14 protein-coding genes are annotated in these 14,352 nt (G+C 64.0%); 9 read left to right on the top strand and 5 right to left on the bottom strand.

Annotated features, from left to right (window positions below):
* Window positions 1–49 precede the first annotated feature (49 nt).
* Window positions 50–286, bottom strand: a complete 237-nt coding sequence (locus tag SPBM01_RS11280; protein WP_188061921.1) for a hypothetical protein — start codon at window positions 284–286, stop codon at window positions 50–52.
* A 97-nt stretch (window positions 287–383) separates the two neighbouring features.
* On the opposite strand from SPBM01_RS11280, the gene SPBM01_RS11275 reads away from it, so the two are divergent.
* The 6 genes from SPBM01_RS11275 to pheT all read left to right on the top strand — a co-directional run bounded on the left by SPBM01_RS11275 (window position 384) and on the right by pheT (window position 6,281).
* Window positions 384–1,190, top strand: a complete 807-nt coding sequence (locus SPBM01_RS11275; protein WP_188061920.1) for an inositol monophosphatase family protein — start codon at window positions 384–386, stop codon at window positions 1,188–1,190.
* A gap of 228 nt (window positions 1,191–1,418) precedes the next feature.
* Window positions 1,419–1,622 carry a 50S ribosomal protein L35 gene (rpmI, locus tag SPBM01_RS11270; protein ID WP_188061919.1) on the top strand — a complete coding sequence of 68 codons (204 nt, stop codon included), beginning with the start codon at window positions 1,419–1,421 and terminating at the stop codon, window positions 1,620–1,622.
* Window positions 1,623–1,635: 13 nt separating this feature from the next.
* Window positions 1,636–1,998 (top strand): 50S ribosomal protein L20, encoded by a 363-nt coding sequence (gene rplT, locus SPBM01_RS11265; RefSeq protein ID WP_006952270.1) that lies wholly within the window; start codon window positions 1,636–1,638, stop codon window positions 1,996–1,998.
* A gap of 88 nt (window positions 1,999–2,086) precedes the next feature.
* The gene (locus SPBM01_RS11260) at window positions 2,087–2,701 is read left to right on the top strand and encodes a LysE family translocator (protein WP_188061918.1); all 615 of its coding nucleotides are present in this window, start codon (window positions 2,087–2,089) and stop codon (window positions 2,699–2,701) included.
* A gap of 68 nt (window positions 2,702–2,769) precedes the next feature.
* Window positions 2,770–3,867, top strand: coding sequence for a phenylalanine--tRNA ligase subunit alpha (gene pheS, locus SPBM01_RS11255; protein ID WP_188061917.1), 1,098 nt, complete (start codon window positions 2,770–2,772; stop codon window positions 3,865–3,867).
* On the top strand, window positions 3,864–6,281 hold the full coding sequence (pheT, locus tag SPBM01_RS11250; protein WP_188061916.1) for a phenylalanine--tRNA ligase subunit beta: 2,418 nt from the start codon (window positions 3,864–3,866) through the stop codon (window positions 6,279–6,281). Before pheS ends, pheT begins: the two co-directional genes overlap by 4 nt.
* A 140-nt stretch (window positions 6,282–6,421) precedes the next feature.
* Here pheT and SPBM01_RS11245 read toward each other — a convergent pair whose 3' ends face one another.
* Window positions 6,422–7,321, bottom strand: a complete 900-nt coding sequence (locus SPBM01_RS11245; RefSeq protein ID WP_188061915.1) for a DMT family transporter — start codon at window positions 7,319–7,321, stop codon at window positions 6,422–6,424.
* A complete protein-coding gene (locus tag SPBM01_RS11240) occupies window positions 7,314–8,333 on the bottom strand; it encodes a threonine aldolase family protein (protein WP_188061914.1) in 1,020 nt (339 codons plus the stop codon). The genes SPBM01_RS11245 and SPBM01_RS11240 overlap by 8 nt, the downstream gene beginning before the upstream one ends.
* A gap of 139 nt (window positions 8,334–8,472) precedes the next feature.
* Between SPBM01_RS11240 and SPBM01_RS11235 the strand changes: the two genes are divergently transcribed.
* Both SPBM01_RS11235 and SPBM01_RS11230 read left to right on the top strand, forming a co-directional pair.
* Window positions 8,473–9,564: a branched-chain amino acid aminotransferase gene (locus tag SPBM01_RS11235; protein ID WP_188061913.1), complete on the top strand. Its 1,092-nt coding sequence runs from the start codon at window positions 8,473–8,475 to the stop codon at window positions 9,562–9,564.
* Between the two features lie 73 nt (window positions 9,565–9,637).
* A complete protein-coding gene (locus SPBM01_RS11230; RefSeq protein WP_188061912.1) occupies window positions 9,638–10,846 on the top strand; it encodes a UbiH/UbiF/VisC/COQ6 family ubiquinone biosynthesis hydroxylase in 1,209 nt (402 codons plus the stop codon).
* A 159-nt stretch (window positions 10,847–11,005) separates the two neighbouring features.
* On the opposite strand, the gene SPBM01_RS11225 is transcribed toward SPBM01_RS11230, so the two are convergent.
* A complete protein-coding gene (locus tag SPBM01_RS11225) occupies window positions 11,006–11,518 on the bottom strand; it encodes a cytochrome b (RefSeq protein WP_188061911.1) in 513 nt (170 codons plus the stop codon).
* A gap of 26 nt (window positions 11,519–11,544) precedes the next feature.
* Window positions 11,545–13,488 carry an acetate--CoA ligase gene (gene acs / locus SPBM01_RS11220; protein ID WP_188061910.1) on the bottom strand — a complete coding sequence of 648 codons (1,944 nt, stop codon included), beginning with the start codon at window positions 13,486–13,488 and terminating at the stop codon, window positions 11,545–11,547.
* 184 nt (window positions 13,489–13,672) lie between these two features.
* Between acs and SPBM01_RS11215 the strand changes: the two genes are divergently transcribed.
* Window positions 13,673–14,344, top strand: coding sequence for a glutathione S-transferase family protein (locus SPBM01_RS11215; protein ID WP_188061909.1), 672 nt, complete (start codon window positions 13,673–13,675; stop codon window positions 14,342–14,344).
* Window positions 14,345–14,352 lie beyond the last annotated feature (8 nt).

The following is a 14,352-nucleotide window of genomic DNA, read 5'->3' as shown; positions in this document are numbered from 1 at the left end:
GATCGTCCGAACCGGGCTTTCTCGGTGTCCAGCCTGTTCGACTGTGGGCCTACCCCGCTGGCAACAAGACCAGCGGCAGCGCGACGATCATGATGAGCGCGGCCACGATCCGCTGGCCGCGTGAGATGCCCAGCGGCTTGCCGCGCCACACCATGGGGCAGGCCAGCACGGACAGGGCGATCAGCAGCGTGGCGATCATATCCGACCCGCCGATCGGCATGTCCTGCCGCAGCGCGAGGCCTGCAAACAGGCCGATGAAACTGACGATCCAGCCGATCAACGCCATCTGCGTTCCCTTCGCCCGCCACTTTAGCGCGTCGAGGTTGCCGAAGATTTAATGCCAATGCTGGCGCATCATCGCCAGAACCGCTAGGCGAAGCGCCATGACGACCCGTGACGATCTGGCCCTTGCCAACCGCCTTGCCGATGCCGCCGGCGCGGCCATCCGCCCCTTTTTCCGCGCCCGCTACGATATGGAGATCAAGGCGGACAAGTCCCCGGTGACGGAGGCCGACCGCGCCGCCGAAGCGGCGATCCGCACGATCCTGGAAAAGGAACGGCCCGATGACGGCATCATCGGCGAAGAATATGGGTCGGTGCGTGAAGACGCCGAGCGGGTGTGGATTCTCGACCCTATCGACGGCACGCGCAGTTTCATCGCCGGGCGGCCGATTTTCGGCACGCTGATCGCGCTGACGCAAGGGGGATGGCCGACCATCGGCGTGATCGATCAGCCGATCGCACGGGAACGCTGGGCCGGGATGACGGGCAAGCCCACGACTTTCAATGGCCAGCCGGTGCGCACCCGCATATGCCGCGCGCTGGAGGGCGCAGGGATTGCCACCACCAGCCCGCATCTGTTCGCCGACGGCGATGTGCCGCACTATATGGCGCTGGTCGCGGCGGTATCCGGCGGCGCACCCCGCCAGGGTCCGGTCTATGGCGGGGATTGCTATAATTATGGCCTGCTGGCGTCGGGCTTCCTCGACATCGTCATCGAATCGGGCCTGCAAAGCTATGATTTCGCGGCGCTGGTGCCAGTGGTCGAGGGGGCCGGTGGCCTGATGTGCGACTGGAAAGGCGATCCGCTGAACGCCGACAGCGACGGCCATGTGCTGGCGCTGGGCGATCCGGCGCGGCTGGAAGATGTGCTGGAGGCGCTTGCGGCGGTGGCGGATCACAACCACTGATTGGAAGCGCCGCACCGGCCCGCACCCCCATCCGGCCGCCCATTCAGGATATGCTGTGGGTGGCCGGATGGGGGTGCGGGCCGGTGCGGTTCGCCCCAAAAAACCGAATCGCTTGCCTTTCTGTCGGCGTCCGCCTATGCGCGCCGTTCGCGATATTCAGTGGGACCGCCCGGCTAACTAGGGCTGCCGGGGCTGTCTGTAATCGTCGCGCTGAAAAAGGAGACGAAAATGCCCAAGATGAAGACCAAGAGCGGTGTAAAAAAGCGCTTTAAGTTCACCGCTACCGGCAAGGTCAAGCATGGTTTCGCTGGCAAGCGTCACCGGCTGATGAGCCACAACGCGAAATATATTCGCCAGAACCGTGGCACGTCCGTGCTGTCCAGTGCCGACGTGGCTCACGTCCGCCTCTGGGCACCCTACGGCCTTAAGTAAGGAGTAACGGACAATGGCACGCGTAAAACGGGGTGTAACCACCCGCGCCAAGCATAAGCGGCTTTTGGTTCAGGCGAAGGGCTATTATGGCCGTCGCAAGAATACGATCCGTGTCGCCCGTCAGGCTGTCGAAAAGGCTGGCCAGTACGCTTACCGCGATCGCAAGGTTAAGAAGCGCAGCTTCCGTGGCCTGTGGATTCAGCGCATCAACGCGGGTGTCCGCGCTGAAGGCCTGACCTATTCGCAGTTCATGCACGGCCTCAAGCTGGCCGGTGTTCAGCTGGACCGCAAGGTTCTGGCCGACATTGCGATGCACGAAGGCGAGGCGTTCAGCGCCATCATCGCCCAGGCGAAGGCTGCGCTGCCCGCAGCCTGACCCGATCGATCGCATGATCGTCAAAAGGGCGCCGGGGCAGATGCTTCCGGCGCCCTTTTTGTTTTCCGCTGACCTTGGAGATTGTCCCATGTCGCTGCATCTCTGGTGGCTCTATGTCACTGCCGTGTTCCTGATTTCCGCCACGCCCGGCCCGAACATGCTGCACGTGATGACGCAGAGCATTGCCCATGGACCGCGCAAGGCGACAGCGACGATGGCGGGCCTGATGAGCGCGATATTGCTGTGCCTGATCGCGTCGGCGCTGGGGCTGGGCGCACTCCTCAAAGCATCGCCGCGCCTGTTCGACGTGCTGCGCTATGCCGGCGTTGCCTATCTCGTCTGGCTGGGCATCAAGGCCTGGCGCGCGCCAGTGGTTGGCGCGGATAGTGCAGCTCCCAAGCGGTCGGACCGCGCGCTGTATCTGACCGGGCTGTTGACGGGCCTGTCGAACCCCAAGCTCATCATTTTTGCCGCTGCGCTGTTTCCCCAGTTCATCGACCCCAGCCGCCCGTTCGGGATGCAGCTTGCCATCCTCGTGATCAGCTTCGTGGTGATCGAACTGGGCTGGCAGTGCGTCTATGCGCTGGGCGGGATCAAACTGGCCCGCTGGCTGGCACCGGCCAACCGCCAGCGCCTGTTCAACCGGGGGACCGGCGTGATGTTCATTGGCTTTGGCGGAGCGTTGCTGGGCGCACGGGCGTAGCCCTTTCCTTGCGCGCCGTGCCTCGCTAAGGCCCGCACATATTGCCGCTTTCTCAGGAATGACGATCAATGAGTGAAATTGCCGATCTGAAAGCCGCGCTGATCGCCGACATTGCCGCCGCCGACACGCTCGATAGCGTCGAAGCGCTGCGCGTGGGGGCGTTGGGCAAAAATGGGGTCGTGACTGGCCTGCTCAAGACGCTGGGCGGGATGTCGCCGGACGAGCGGCTGGAAAAAGGCCCGCCGATTCAGGATTTGCGCGAAGCCGTGACCGTTGCCATCGCGGACAAAAAAGCCGCGCTGGAACAGGCCGCACTCGACGCCCGGCTGGCGTCCGAACGGATCGACATGACTCTGCCCGTCGACCTTGGCCCGCAGGGCAGCGTGCATCCGGTCAGTCAGGTGATGGACGAACTGACCGAAATCTTCGCGGACTTAGGATTCTCGGTCGCCACCGGGCCGGAGATTGAGGACGACTGGCATAATTTCACCGCGCTCAACATTCCCGAAACCCACCCCGCGCGGGCGATGCATGACACTTTCTATTTCCCCGACCTGAACGATGCGGGCCAGAAGATGCTGCTGCGCACCCACACCTCGCCCGTCCAGATCCGCACGATGATGAATGGCACGCCCCCGCCGATTCGCATCATTGCGCCGGGCCGCGTCTATCGCAGCGACAGCGACGCCACGCACACGCCCATGTTCCACCAGATCGAGGGGCTGGTGATCGACAAGGGCATTACGCTCGGTCACCTGAAATGGACGCTGGAAACCTTCCTCAAGGCGTTTTTCGAGCGTGAGGATATCGTCCTGCGCCTGCGCCCCAGCTATTTCCCCTTCACCGAACCTTCGGTCGAAGTCGATGTCGGCTATACGCTGACCAATGGCCAGCGGGTCATCGGCGGGGACGGCGATGCGGCCAACGGCGGCTGGCTCGAAGTGCTGGGTAGCGGCATGGTCAACCGCAAGGTGATCGAAGCGTGCGGGCTGGACCCGGACGAGTGGCAGGGCTTTGCCTTTGGCACCGGGGTCGATCGCCTCGCGATGCTCAAATATGGGATGAACGACTTGCGGGCCTTCTTCGACGGCGACCAGCGCTGGCTGAAACATTATGGTTTTTCGGCGCTGGATGTGCCCACGCTGAGCGGAGGCGTAGGCGCATGAAGTTCACCCTGAGCTGGCTCAAGACGCATCTGGCGACCGATGCCGACCTGCCCACGATCCTCAAGACGCTCAACGCCATTGGGCTGGAGGTCGAAGGCGTGGACAATCCGGCCGAAAAGCTGGGCGCGTTCAAGATCGCCAAAGTGCTGACGGCCGAGCGTCATCCGCAGGCGGACAAGCTGCAAATACTGACCGTGGATCATGGCGACGGAAACCCGTTGCAGGTCGTGTGCGGCGCGCCCAATGCGCGCGCGGGCCTGATCGGCGTGTTCGGGGTCGAGGGCGCGGTGGTGCCGGCCAATGGCATGGTCCTGAAAAAGACCGCGATCCGGGGCGTCGAATCCAACGGGATGATGTGTTCGACGCGCGAACTGGAACTGGGCGACGATCATGACGGCATCATCGAACTGACCGAAGATGCGCCGGTGGGGCAGGTCTATGCCGACTGGGCGGGCCTGAACGATCCGGTCATCGACGTGTCGATCACGCCCAACCGGCAGGATTGCATGGGCGTGCGCGGGATCGCGCGGGATCTGGCGGCGGCGGGTCTTGGCACGCTGAACGCGATCATCGTGCCGACCATCGAAGGCGTCGGTCCCGGTCCGGACGTGCGTACCGACGATGCGGAAGGCTGCCCGGCTTTCTATGCGCGCACTGTGCGCGGCGTTAAGAATGGCCAGTCGCCCGACTGGATGGCCAAGCAGTTGAAGGCCATCGGCCAGAAACCGATCAGCACGCTGGTCGACATCACCAACTATATCATGATCGATCTGGGCCGTCCGCTGCACGTCTATGACATGGCGACCCTGAAAGGTGGCCTTGTCGCACGCAAGGGCAAGGCTGGTGAGCAGGTGCTGGCGCTCAATGGCAAGACCTACACGGTCGATGAGACGATGACCGTGATCGCCGACGATGAAGCCGTCCACGACATTGGCGGCATCATGGGCGGCGAACATTCGGGGGCGCAGGACGGCACCACCGACGTGCTGATCGAATGTGCCTATTTCACGCCGGAACGGATCGCGATGACGGGGCAGAAGCTGACCCTGACGTCCGATGCGCGTGGTCGGTTCGAACGGGGGGTGGACCCGGCCTTCCTTGACGATGGTCTGTCAATCGCCACCTTCCTGGTCACGCATCTGTGTGGCGGCACCCCCAGCGAGGCGACGCGCGCGGGCAGCCCGCCGCTGGAGCCCAGGCTGCTCGATTATCGCCCCGAACAATGCCTGACGCTGGCCGGAGTCGATGTGCCTGCCGACGAACAGCAGCGCATCCTGCAAAGCCTGGGCTTCGGCGTCAGCGGGGAAGCCGAACGCTATGATTATCAGGACGGTATGCCCGTCCATGTGCCGGGCCACTGGACCGTCACGGTGCCAAGCTGGCGGCGCGATGTCGATGGCTGGCCCGATCTGGTCGAGGAAGTGGTGCGCATCGTCGGGCTGGATCATGTGCCCTCCACCCCCTTGCCGCGGGTGCCGGGCGTAGCGCGTCCCACCGCGACGGCGGAGCAACTGGTCGAACGCCGCGTCCGCCGCACAGCCGCTGCGCGTGGTCTGGCCGAAGCGATCAACTGGTCCTTCCTCTCGGAAAAGGAAGCCGCGTCCGTCGGCGGCGGCGACTGGACGCTGGCCAATCCGATTTCCGAGGATTTGAAGGTCATGCGGCCTTCGCTGCTGCCCGGCCTGCTGTCGGCCACGCGCCGCAACATGGATCGTGGCGCGTCGTCGGCGCGATTGTTCGAACTGGGCCGTCGCTATTTCAAGCAGGGCGAGCGGGCCACGGTCGGCTTCGTGCTGGCGGGCGAAAAAGCCCCGCGCGGCTGGCAAACGGGCAAGGCGCAGGCCTTTTCCGCCTTCGATGCCAAAGCCGAAGTGATGGCGCTGCTGGCCGCCGCTGGTGCGCCGGTCGCCAATCTCCAGAGCTTCGGGGAAGCATCGGGTGCTTATCATCCCGGCCAGTCGGGTACGTTGCGCCTCGGTCCCAAGGTGGTGCTGGCCGAATATGGCGTGCTGCACCCCAGCCTCGCCAAACAGTTCGGCCTGACCGGCATGGTCGTCGCAGGCGAAATCTTCCTCGACGCGATCCCGGCCAAGCGCAAATCCGGCTTCATGCGCGCGCCCTATGCGCCGCCCGCCTTGCAGGCGGTAAAGCGCGACTTCGCCTTCGTCGTGCCGGAACAACAAGAGGCCGATGCGCTGGTGCGGGCGGTGAAGGGCGCGGACAAGAAGGCGATCGTCGACGTGCGCCTGTTCGACGTATTCACCGGACCGGGCGTGGAGGCTGGGAGCAAGTCGCTGGCGATTGAGGTCACGCTCCAGCCGGGCGAGAAGAGCTTCACGCAGGAAGAACTGGACGGCATCAGCGCAGCCATCGTGAAGGCGGCGCAGAAGCTGGGTGGCGTGTTGCGGGGTTAGGGCCGCGGTTCCCATTCCTCCCCTATAAAGGGGAGGTGGATGGCCGCCGGTCAGACGGAGGGGTGTCCCGCTATCGAGAGGGCGACCCCCTCCGTCAACGCTTCGCGTCGACGCCTCCCCTTAAAGGGGAGGATGGGTGTCTATCCTGCCTTTGCCCGCAGCGCGATGGCCATGCCCGCAACGGCGAGCAACGCACCGCCGACGGCCAGCCCGGTCCAGCGATAGCCCTCCACCAGCGTGGAAATCAGCATCGCGATCACCGGGATCAGCACGCTGGTATAGGCGGCACGGCCCGCACCCACACGCTGGATCAGCCGGAAGTAGAGCGGGAAGGTGACGACCGACCCGGCAATGCCCAGCCAGCCTATGCCCAGCCAATAGCCCATCCGACCCTCCGCCACCGGTGGCCCGACCGTGGCGAGGGCATAGGCCGCATCCACCCCTGCGCCGATCAGCATGGCCCAGGCCAGCACCGCGATCATCGGCAGGCGGCGCGCAATCTCCATCCCCTGCATGACGTTCGCGGCGGACGCGCTCATCAAACCGGCGACAGCGAAAGCGACACCCGTCAGCACATCGCCCGGCGCAACGCTGGCCGCACGATATTCATGGGCCAGCATCAGCGCGATGCCGGTCATCGCCACCGCCGACCCGGCGATGAAGGCACGGCTGACCGGCTGGCGAAAGATCAGGAAAGCCAGGATCGAATTGGGGATCAGCAACATCGCATAGATGACCGCGACGACCCCGGAGGTCAGGGTCAGCTCGGCGCGATAGACGAAATTGAAATTGAGGACGAACTGCGCAATTCCCAGCAACGCGGCATAGACAAGGCCCGCGCCCCCGATCCGCAGCGACACGCCCCGCATGTGCGCGAACGCGGCCATGGCGACGCCTGCCAGCGCGAAGCGATAGCAGACCGACCAGCTTGCCGGCACGCTGCCGATCTGGTCGCGAATGACGATCCAGGTCGAACTCCAGATCAGCGTAACGAGCAGGAAGGGCAGGATGATCCCGCCCTTCGCGGCGGATTCATTCATGGTCGAGCGCCCGCAACGCCGCTGCGAACGGGGCGACGCTGGCGCCATCCTGCGACCAGTTGGTGACGATCCGCGCCGCCCCTTCGCCCCAGTCGTAAAAGTCGAACCCCTGCGCCCGCAATGTCGCGGCGTCGACGGCGGACAGGCGCACGAACAACTCGTTAGCCTCCACCGGGTGCAGCAGCCGGTCCGGCACCGCCTGCGCCAATGCCTGCGCGGCATCATTGGCTGCGCGCGCATTGTTCAGCCACAGATCGCCCTCGATCATCGCCAATATCTGCGCGGCCAGATAGCGACCCTTGGAGAACAGATGGCCCGACCGCTTGCGCCAGCGTGCGGCCTCTGCGGCGCGGGCCTGCCGGTCCGGGCCGAAGAACAGCAACGCCTCGCCAATCATTCCGCCATTTTTGACGCAGCCAAACGACAGCGCATCCACGCCCGCGCGCCATGTCACATCGGCGGGCGCACAGCCCAGATGCGCCACCGCATTGGCAAAGCGCGCGCCGTCCATGTGAAGGCCAAGGCCGTGGGCGCGCGCCATGTTGCCCAGCGCCGCGACTTCATCGGACGTATAGACGCGGCCATATTCGCTGGCCTGGGTGATGCTGATCGCGCGGGCTGGCACCTGATGCACGTCGGGGCGGATCGCCGCCAGCCGCTGCGCGACCACATCCGGCGACAGTTTCGCGCCCTCGCCTGGCAACGGCATCAAACTGGCCCCATGGGTGAAGAAGCCGGGCGCGCCACATTCGTCGACGACGATATGCGCTTCCTCATGACACAGGATGCCGCCATAGGGCGGGCAGAGGCAGGCCAGCGCGATGCTGTTCGCCGCCGTGCCGCTGGCCACCCATATTGCGCTGACCGGCGTGTCGAACAGGTCGGAGAAAGCGCCGTCGACCCGCGCGCTCCACTGGTCGCCGTCATAGCCATGGTCGGCATGGTCGGCAGCGGCGATGGCGGCCATGACCGGCGGGCAGACAGGGGTCGCATTGTCGGAAAAATAGTGCATCGCATCGCGATAGCGGGACGGCATCGCAGCGCCAAGGGGCCAGCGGCGGCGCACTGGCCTGATGGGACAGTATAGTTGACGTTGTTTTGCCCGTCCTTTTGTGACATAGGCTCGCCCTCATCCCCAAGGAGCCTATATCATGGACGTCGAGCAGACATCGCGTTTTACCGTCAATCGCAGCCAGAAGGCGCTATCGGCGGACGAGCGCGCGGTACTGCTGGAGGATCCCGGTTTCGGACGCCTGTTCACTGACCATATGGTGACGATTCGCTATACCGAGGGGCAGGGGTGGCACAGCCATGCGGTCGGCCCGCGCGAAGCGTTTCAGATCGACCCGGCCTGCGCCGTGCTGCATTATGCGCAGGAAATCTTTGAAGGGATGAAGGCATATCGGCTGGAAGATGGCAGCATCGCCATGTTCCGCCCCGAAGAAAATGCCCGCCGCTTCGCCCAGTCGGCCGAACGCATGGCGATGCCCGCGCTGCCGGAGGACGTGTTTCTGGAAGCGGTCGAACAACTGGTGAAGATCGACGCGGACTGGATTCCGACCGGGGAGGGCAGCCTCTATCTGCGCCCCTTCCTGTTCGCCAGCGAGACGTTTCTGGGCGTGCGCCCATCCAACGAATATATCTTCTGCGTCATTGCTTCGCCCGCCGGTGCCTATTTCAAGGGCGGCAAGAAGGCCGTAACCCTGTGGGTTTCGGAACATTATACCCGCGCCGCGCGCGGTGGCACGGGCGCGGCCAAATGCGGTGGCAATTATGCCGCCAGCCTTGTCGCGCAAAAGGAAGCGATCGGCCATGGCTGCGATCAGGTCGTGTTTCTCGATGCTGCCGAAAATAAGTGGGTCGAGGAATTGGGCGGCATGAACGTCTTTTTCGTGATGGACGACGGGTCGATCGTCACGCCCCCGCTCACCGGCACGATCCTGCCCGGTATCACCCGCAATTCGATTATCGCCCTTGCCCGCGCGCAGGGGCATGAGGTGCGCGAAGAACCCTACAGCTTTGCCCAATGGCGCGCCGACGCGGCCAGCGGCACGCTGCGCGAGGCATTCGCCTGCGGCACGGCGGCGGTCGTTACCGCGATCGGCACGGTCAAGAGCAGCGGTGGCGATTTCACCATTGGCAATGGCGATGGCGGGCTGGTGACGGAAAAGCTGCGCGGCGAGCTGACGGGTATCCAACGCGGGACAGTCGCCGATCCGGCCGGTTGGGTGCGGGTACTGTAAAGCACCTGCCCTTTCGGGCGTGAGCGCGTACCGCCGCTTCCCAATCCTCTTCCAAACGCCTAGATAGTCGCTCATGGAACGCTTCGACGTCGTGATATTGGGCGCGGGCCTTGTCGGCCTGACCCTTGGCATCGCCCTTTCCGGCCATGGCCTGCGCTGTGCCGTGATCGACCCCGCCAATGTCGTGGACAGCAGCGCGCCCGGTTTCGACGGGCGCGTGTCGGCGATCAGTTCGACCAGCTTCGCTATGCTGTCGGCGATCGGCGTCGCGCCCTTTCTTGAAGGGAAGGGCTGCCCGATCGATCGTATCTGGGTTAGCGACGGGCTGGCGCCAGGCGCGCTCGATTTCGTGCCGGATGCCGATGATGGCGTGATGGGGACCATGTTCCCCAATCGCGACCTGCGCTTCGCGCTGGAACAGGCGGCGCAGGCGGCGACTCACCTCACCCGCTTTCAGCCCGACCGCGCGGTCCATGTCGATCGCAATGCCGATGGCGTCACACTGACGCTGGAAAGCGGCGCTACGATCGACGGCGCGCTGCTGGTCGCAGCGGAAGGGCGCAACAGCCCAACGCGCGAAGCGGCGGGCATCCGCACCACCCGCTGGCAATATAAACATACCGCCATTGTCACTGCGCTCGACCATGCTGTGCCGCACGCCAACACGGCTTACGAGATTTTCTATGTCGGCGGTCCTTTCGCGCTGCTGCCGATGCAGCCCGGCACGCGATCGGCGGTGGTGTGGACCGTGCCGACCGATCAGGCACCGGCGATGCTGAAATTGTCGGAACGCGCCTTCCTGGCCGAAGCGCAGAAGCGCATTGGCGGCTTTCTGGGCGAGATCACGCTGGCCGGGCCGCGATCTTCCTACCCGCTGGGCTTCCACCATGCCGCGCAGATCACCGACACGCGGCTGGCGCTGGTCGGCGACAGCGCCCACGCCATCCATCCGATCGCGGGACAGGGGCTGAACCTGGGCTTCCGCGATGTCGCCGCGCTGGTCGAAGTGCTGGTGGAAGGCAAGCGTCTGGGCCTCGACCCCGGCGACGCGCAGCTATTGGCCCGTTACCAACGGTGGCGCGGGCTGGATTCGCTGTCGGTCAGTGTGGCGATGGACGGACTGGTGCGCCTGTTCGACATTCCCGGCCGCCTGCCTGCACTGGCGCGGCGTGCAGGGCTGGCGGCAGTGCAACGCACGTCATTACTCAAGGGTCGCTTCATGGCCGAAGCACGCGGGCAATCGGGCGCGCTGCCGAAGCTGCTGACGGGTGAGATGGTGTAGGGGCCGGTGTCGAGCAAAATCAGACCTAATCTTCTCTGTCACCCTGAACTGGTTTCAGGGTCCATTTCTCCAGATTGGGCAGGGCTTCGTGAGGCTTGATGGATGCTGAAACAGTTCAGCATGACGGTGTTCGAAAAATCCGCTTCCCATCCGTAGCAGTCACAGCATCCGCCGCAGCACGCTGTCCTTCAGCACGAAATGGTGGCGCAACGCGGCGCCGACATGGACGATGATCAGCGCCGCCCAGGCAAAGCCCATAATCTCATGCCCCTCGCCTGACAGGCCGACGATCATGTCGCCCTTGGTCACGGCGAATTTGGGAATATCGAACAGGAAGAACCAGTTGAGCGGCCGCGTTCCAGCCGACGTCATTATCCAACCGGTGAGCGGGACCAGGATCATGAAGGCGTAGAAAACGAGATGCGTGGCATGTGCCGCTGCCTTCTCCCACCCCGGCATCGCCATCGGCAGCGCCGGAGGGCGATGGGTGAAGCGCCAGACCAGCCGCACGATCGTCAGCGCCAATATGGTCAGTCCTATCGATTTGTGGACCGGCATCACCGCCCAATCCTTGGGCAGCGCATCATGGGCAAAGCCAAGCCACAGGTTGATGAGGATCATGACCGCGATGGTCCAGTGCAGGGCGCGGGCGACGGCGGTATAGCGTTCCATGACGGTTCCTTTGGCGCGGCTGGGCATCAAGCCTGACGATTGGTGACCAGATTGTCCACCACCGACGGATCGGCCAGCGTGCTGGTGTCGCCCAGTGCCTGTGCCGACACTTCGCCCTCCGCAATCTTGCGCAGGATGCGGCGCATGATCTTGCCCGACCGGGTCTTGGGCAAACCGGGAGCGAACTGGATCGCGTCCGGGGTAGCGATCGGCCCGATTTCGGTGCGGACCCATTTGACCAGCGTCTTGCGCAGATCGTCATCGCCCTCAATGCCTGCGTTCAGCGTCACATAGGCATAGATGCCCTGCCCTTTGATATCATGGGGGAAGCCGACGACAGCGGCTTCGGCGACGGCTTCGTGCAGCACCAGCGCGCTTTCTACCTCTGCCGTGCCCATGCGGTGGCCCGACACGTTGATGACATCGTCCACCCGGCCGGTGATCCAATAATAGCCATCCGCGTCGCGCCGCGCGCCGTCGCCAGTGGTGTATTTGCCGGGAAAGGTGGTGAAATAGGTCTGGAAGAACCGTTCATGATCGCCCCACACGGTGCGCATCTGCCCCGGCCAGCTTTGCGCTATGACAAGGTTCCCCTCCGCCGCGCCGTCCAGCACCGTGCCTTCTGTATCCACGATCTGCGGCACCACGCCGGGCATGGGGAAGGTAGCGGAACCCGGTTTCAGGTCAGTGGCACCGGGCATGGGGGCGATCATCGCGGCACCCGTCTCCGTCTGCCACCAGGTATCGATGATCGGGCAGCGATCTTCGCCGACGACATGGTGATACCAGCGCCAGGCTTCGGGATTGATCGGTTCGCCCACCGTGCCGAGCAGGCGCAGCGAGGCGCGACTGGATGCGCGCACATAATCATCGCCCTCCTTCATCAGCGCGCGCAGCGCGGTGGGCGCGGTGAACAGGGTCTGCACCTGATGCCGGTCGACCACTTCCCAGATGCGGCTGGGCGTCGGATAGTTCGGCACCCCTTCATACATCAACGTCGTCGCCCCGTTCGCCAGCGGGCCGTAGACGATATAGCTATGCCCGGTGACCCAGCCGATGTCCGCCGCGCACCAGTAAATCTCGCCTGGCCGATAGTCGAAGCACAGTTCATGAGTCAGCGCCGCCCACAGCAGATAGCCGCCGGTCGTATGCAGCACGCCCTTGGGCTTGCCGGTCGATCCCGACGTGTAGAGAATGAACAGCGGGTCTTCGGCATTCATCGGTTCGGCGGGGCAATCGGCATCGACCTTCGCGGCTTCTTCATGCAGCCACAGGTCGCGGCCCGGCGCCATCGTCACTGCGCCGCCGGTCGCCTGTACCACGATCACTTTGGTAACGCCGGGACAGTCCTTCAGCGCCGCATCGACATTGGCCTTGAGCGGCACGGCTTTGCCCGCGCGACGCCCTTCGTCGGCGGTAATGACCAAGGTAGAATCGCAATCAATGATGCGGCCGGCCAACGCTTCGGGTGAAAAGCCGCCGAATACGACGCTATGCACCGCGCCGATCCGCGCGCAGGCGAGCAGGGCAAAGGCGGCTTCGGGGACCATCGGCATATAGACGGTGATGCGATCGCCCTTTTTCGCGCCTGCGCCTTTCAGCACATTGGCAAAGCGGCATACCTGCTCATGCACTTGCGCGTAGGTGAAGCTACGCGGCTGCGCATCGGGCGAATCGGGTTCCCACAGGATCGCGGTCTGGTCCGCCCGATCGCCCAGATGGCGGTCGATGCAGTTGGCGCTGACGTTCAGCACCCCGTTGGCGAACCAACTGATGCCGAAATCGGCCTCCGCAAAACTGCTTTCGTTGGTCAGCGTGGGCGGAGTGATCCAGTCCAGCCGCGCGGCGCGTTCCAGCCAATAGGCATGAGCGTCGCCGATCGAGCGGTCATAGTCCGCCTCGCGCGCGATTCGGTCCATCAGCGCCTGTTTTGCCCATCCGCCCGGCACCGGGAAGAAATCGTCAGACATCGGGCATCCTTTCCATCACGAAACCATTATTATCGTCTCTTCTACTGTCCCTATGGCGGGACCGAAAGGCCGCATCATGCCGTTTGTCGCCATCCTTTTGGCCAATATGACTGAAATGTGCGGCAATATTTCCTGTATTTTGCCGCTTTCCCCCGTGGCCCCGCGCGCCTAACAGGGATTGCTTATGTGGCTTCTCTATCAATTTCCGCTCTGTCCCTTCTCCCGCAAGGTCCGGCTACTGCTGGGCGAAAAAGGCGTGGGTTATGATCTGGTGCGCGAATCGCCCTGGGCGATGCGCGACGAATTTCTGGATCTGAACCCGGCTGGCACGACGCCTGTCATGGTGGAGCAGGACAAGGGCATCACCCTGATCGACAGTCAGGCAATCTGCGAATATTTCGAGGAAACGGTGGAGAAGGTTCCGTTGATTTCCGGTACTGCCGCCGGACGGGCGGAAGTGCGCCGCCTGACTGCCTTTTTCGACCAGAATTTCTATGGCGACGTGGTCGGCCCATTGCTGCACGAACGGATGAAGAAGCGGCTGATCGAACGAACGCCGCCGGACGCGCGCATCCTGCGCGAGGCGATGAAGCGTGCAAATGTGCATATGGATTATATGGACTATCTGCTCGACCATCGCAGCTGGATGGCGGGCGGCACGCTTAGCCTGGCCGATATAACCGCGGCGGCGCATCTGTCGGTGGCCGATTATCTGGGCGGCATCGACTGGGCCGGGCATGAGCCGGTTCGCCGCTGGTATGCCGGCTTCAAATCGCGGCCGTCCTTCCGGCCCTTATTGTCGGAGCGAATGGAAGTCATCACGCCACCTGCCCATTATGAGAAACCGGATTTCTGAGGCACTTT

This window comes from Sphingobium sp. KCTC 72723, from assembly GCF_014280435.1.
Classification (GTDB): Bacteria; Pseudomonadota; Alphaproteobacteria; order Sphingomonadales; family Sphingomonadaceae; genus Sphingobium.
Note: the sequence above shows the minus strand (reverse complement) of the source record. Positions and strands in the feature narration are given on the sequence as shown.

Excerpts from the sequence above, each read along its gene's own strand:
- SPBM01_RS11280 (WP_188061921.1), bottom strand. The coding sequence starts at position 286 with ATGGCGTTGATCGGCTGGATCGTCAGTTTCATCGGCCTGTTTGCAGGC.
- SPBM01_RS11275 (WP_188061920.1), top strand. The coding sequence starts at position 384 with ATGACGACCCGTGACGATCTGGCCCTTGCCAACCGCCTTGCCGATGCC.
- rpmI (WP_188061919.1), top strand. The coding sequence starts at position 1,419 with ATGCCCAAGATGAAGACCAAGAGCGGTGTAAAAAAGCGCTTTAAGTTC.
- rplT (WP_006952270.1), top strand. The coding sequence starts at position 1,636 with ATGGCACGCGTAAAACGGGGTGTAACCACCCGCGCCAAGCATAAGCGG.
- SPBM01_RS11260 (WP_188061918.1), top strand. The coding sequence starts at position 2,087 with ATGTCGCTGCATCTCTGGTGGCTCTATGTCACTGCCGTGTTCCTGATT.
- pheS (WP_188061917.1), top strand. The coding sequence starts at position 2,770 with ATGAGTGAAATTGCCGATCTGAAAGCCGCGCTGATCGCCGACATTGCC.
- pheT (WP_188061916.1), top strand. The coding sequence starts at position 3,864 with ATGAAGTTCACCCTGAGCTGGCTCAAGACGCATCTGGCGACCGATGCC.
- SPBM01_RS11245 (WP_188061915.1), bottom strand. The coding sequence starts at position 7,321 with ATGAATGAATCCGCCGCGAAGGGCGGGATCATCCTGCCCTTCCTGCTC.
- SPBM01_RS11240 (WP_188061914.1), bottom strand. The coding sequence starts at position 8,333 with ATGCACTATTTTTCCGACAATGCGACCCCTGTCTGCCCGCCGGTCATG.
- SPBM01_RS11235 (WP_188061913.1), top strand. The coding sequence starts at position 8,473 with ATGGACGTCGAGCAGACATCGCGTTTTACCGTCAATCGCAGCCAGAAG.
- SPBM01_RS11230 (WP_188061912.1), top strand. The coding sequence starts at position 9,638 with ATGGAACGCTTCGACGTCGTGATATTGGGCGCGGGCCTTGTCGGCCTG.
- SPBM01_RS11225 (WP_188061911.1), bottom strand. The coding sequence starts at position 11,518 with ATGGAACGCTATACCGCCGTCGCCCGCGCCCTGCACTGGACCATCGCG.
- acs (WP_188061910.1), bottom strand. The coding sequence starts at position 13,488 with ATGTCTGACGATTTCTTCCCGGTGCCGGGCGGATGGGCAAAACAGGCG.
- SPBM01_RS11215 (WP_188061909.1), top strand. The coding sequence starts at position 13,673 with ATGTGGCTTCTCTATCAATTTCCGCTCTGTCCCTTCTCCCGCAAGGTC.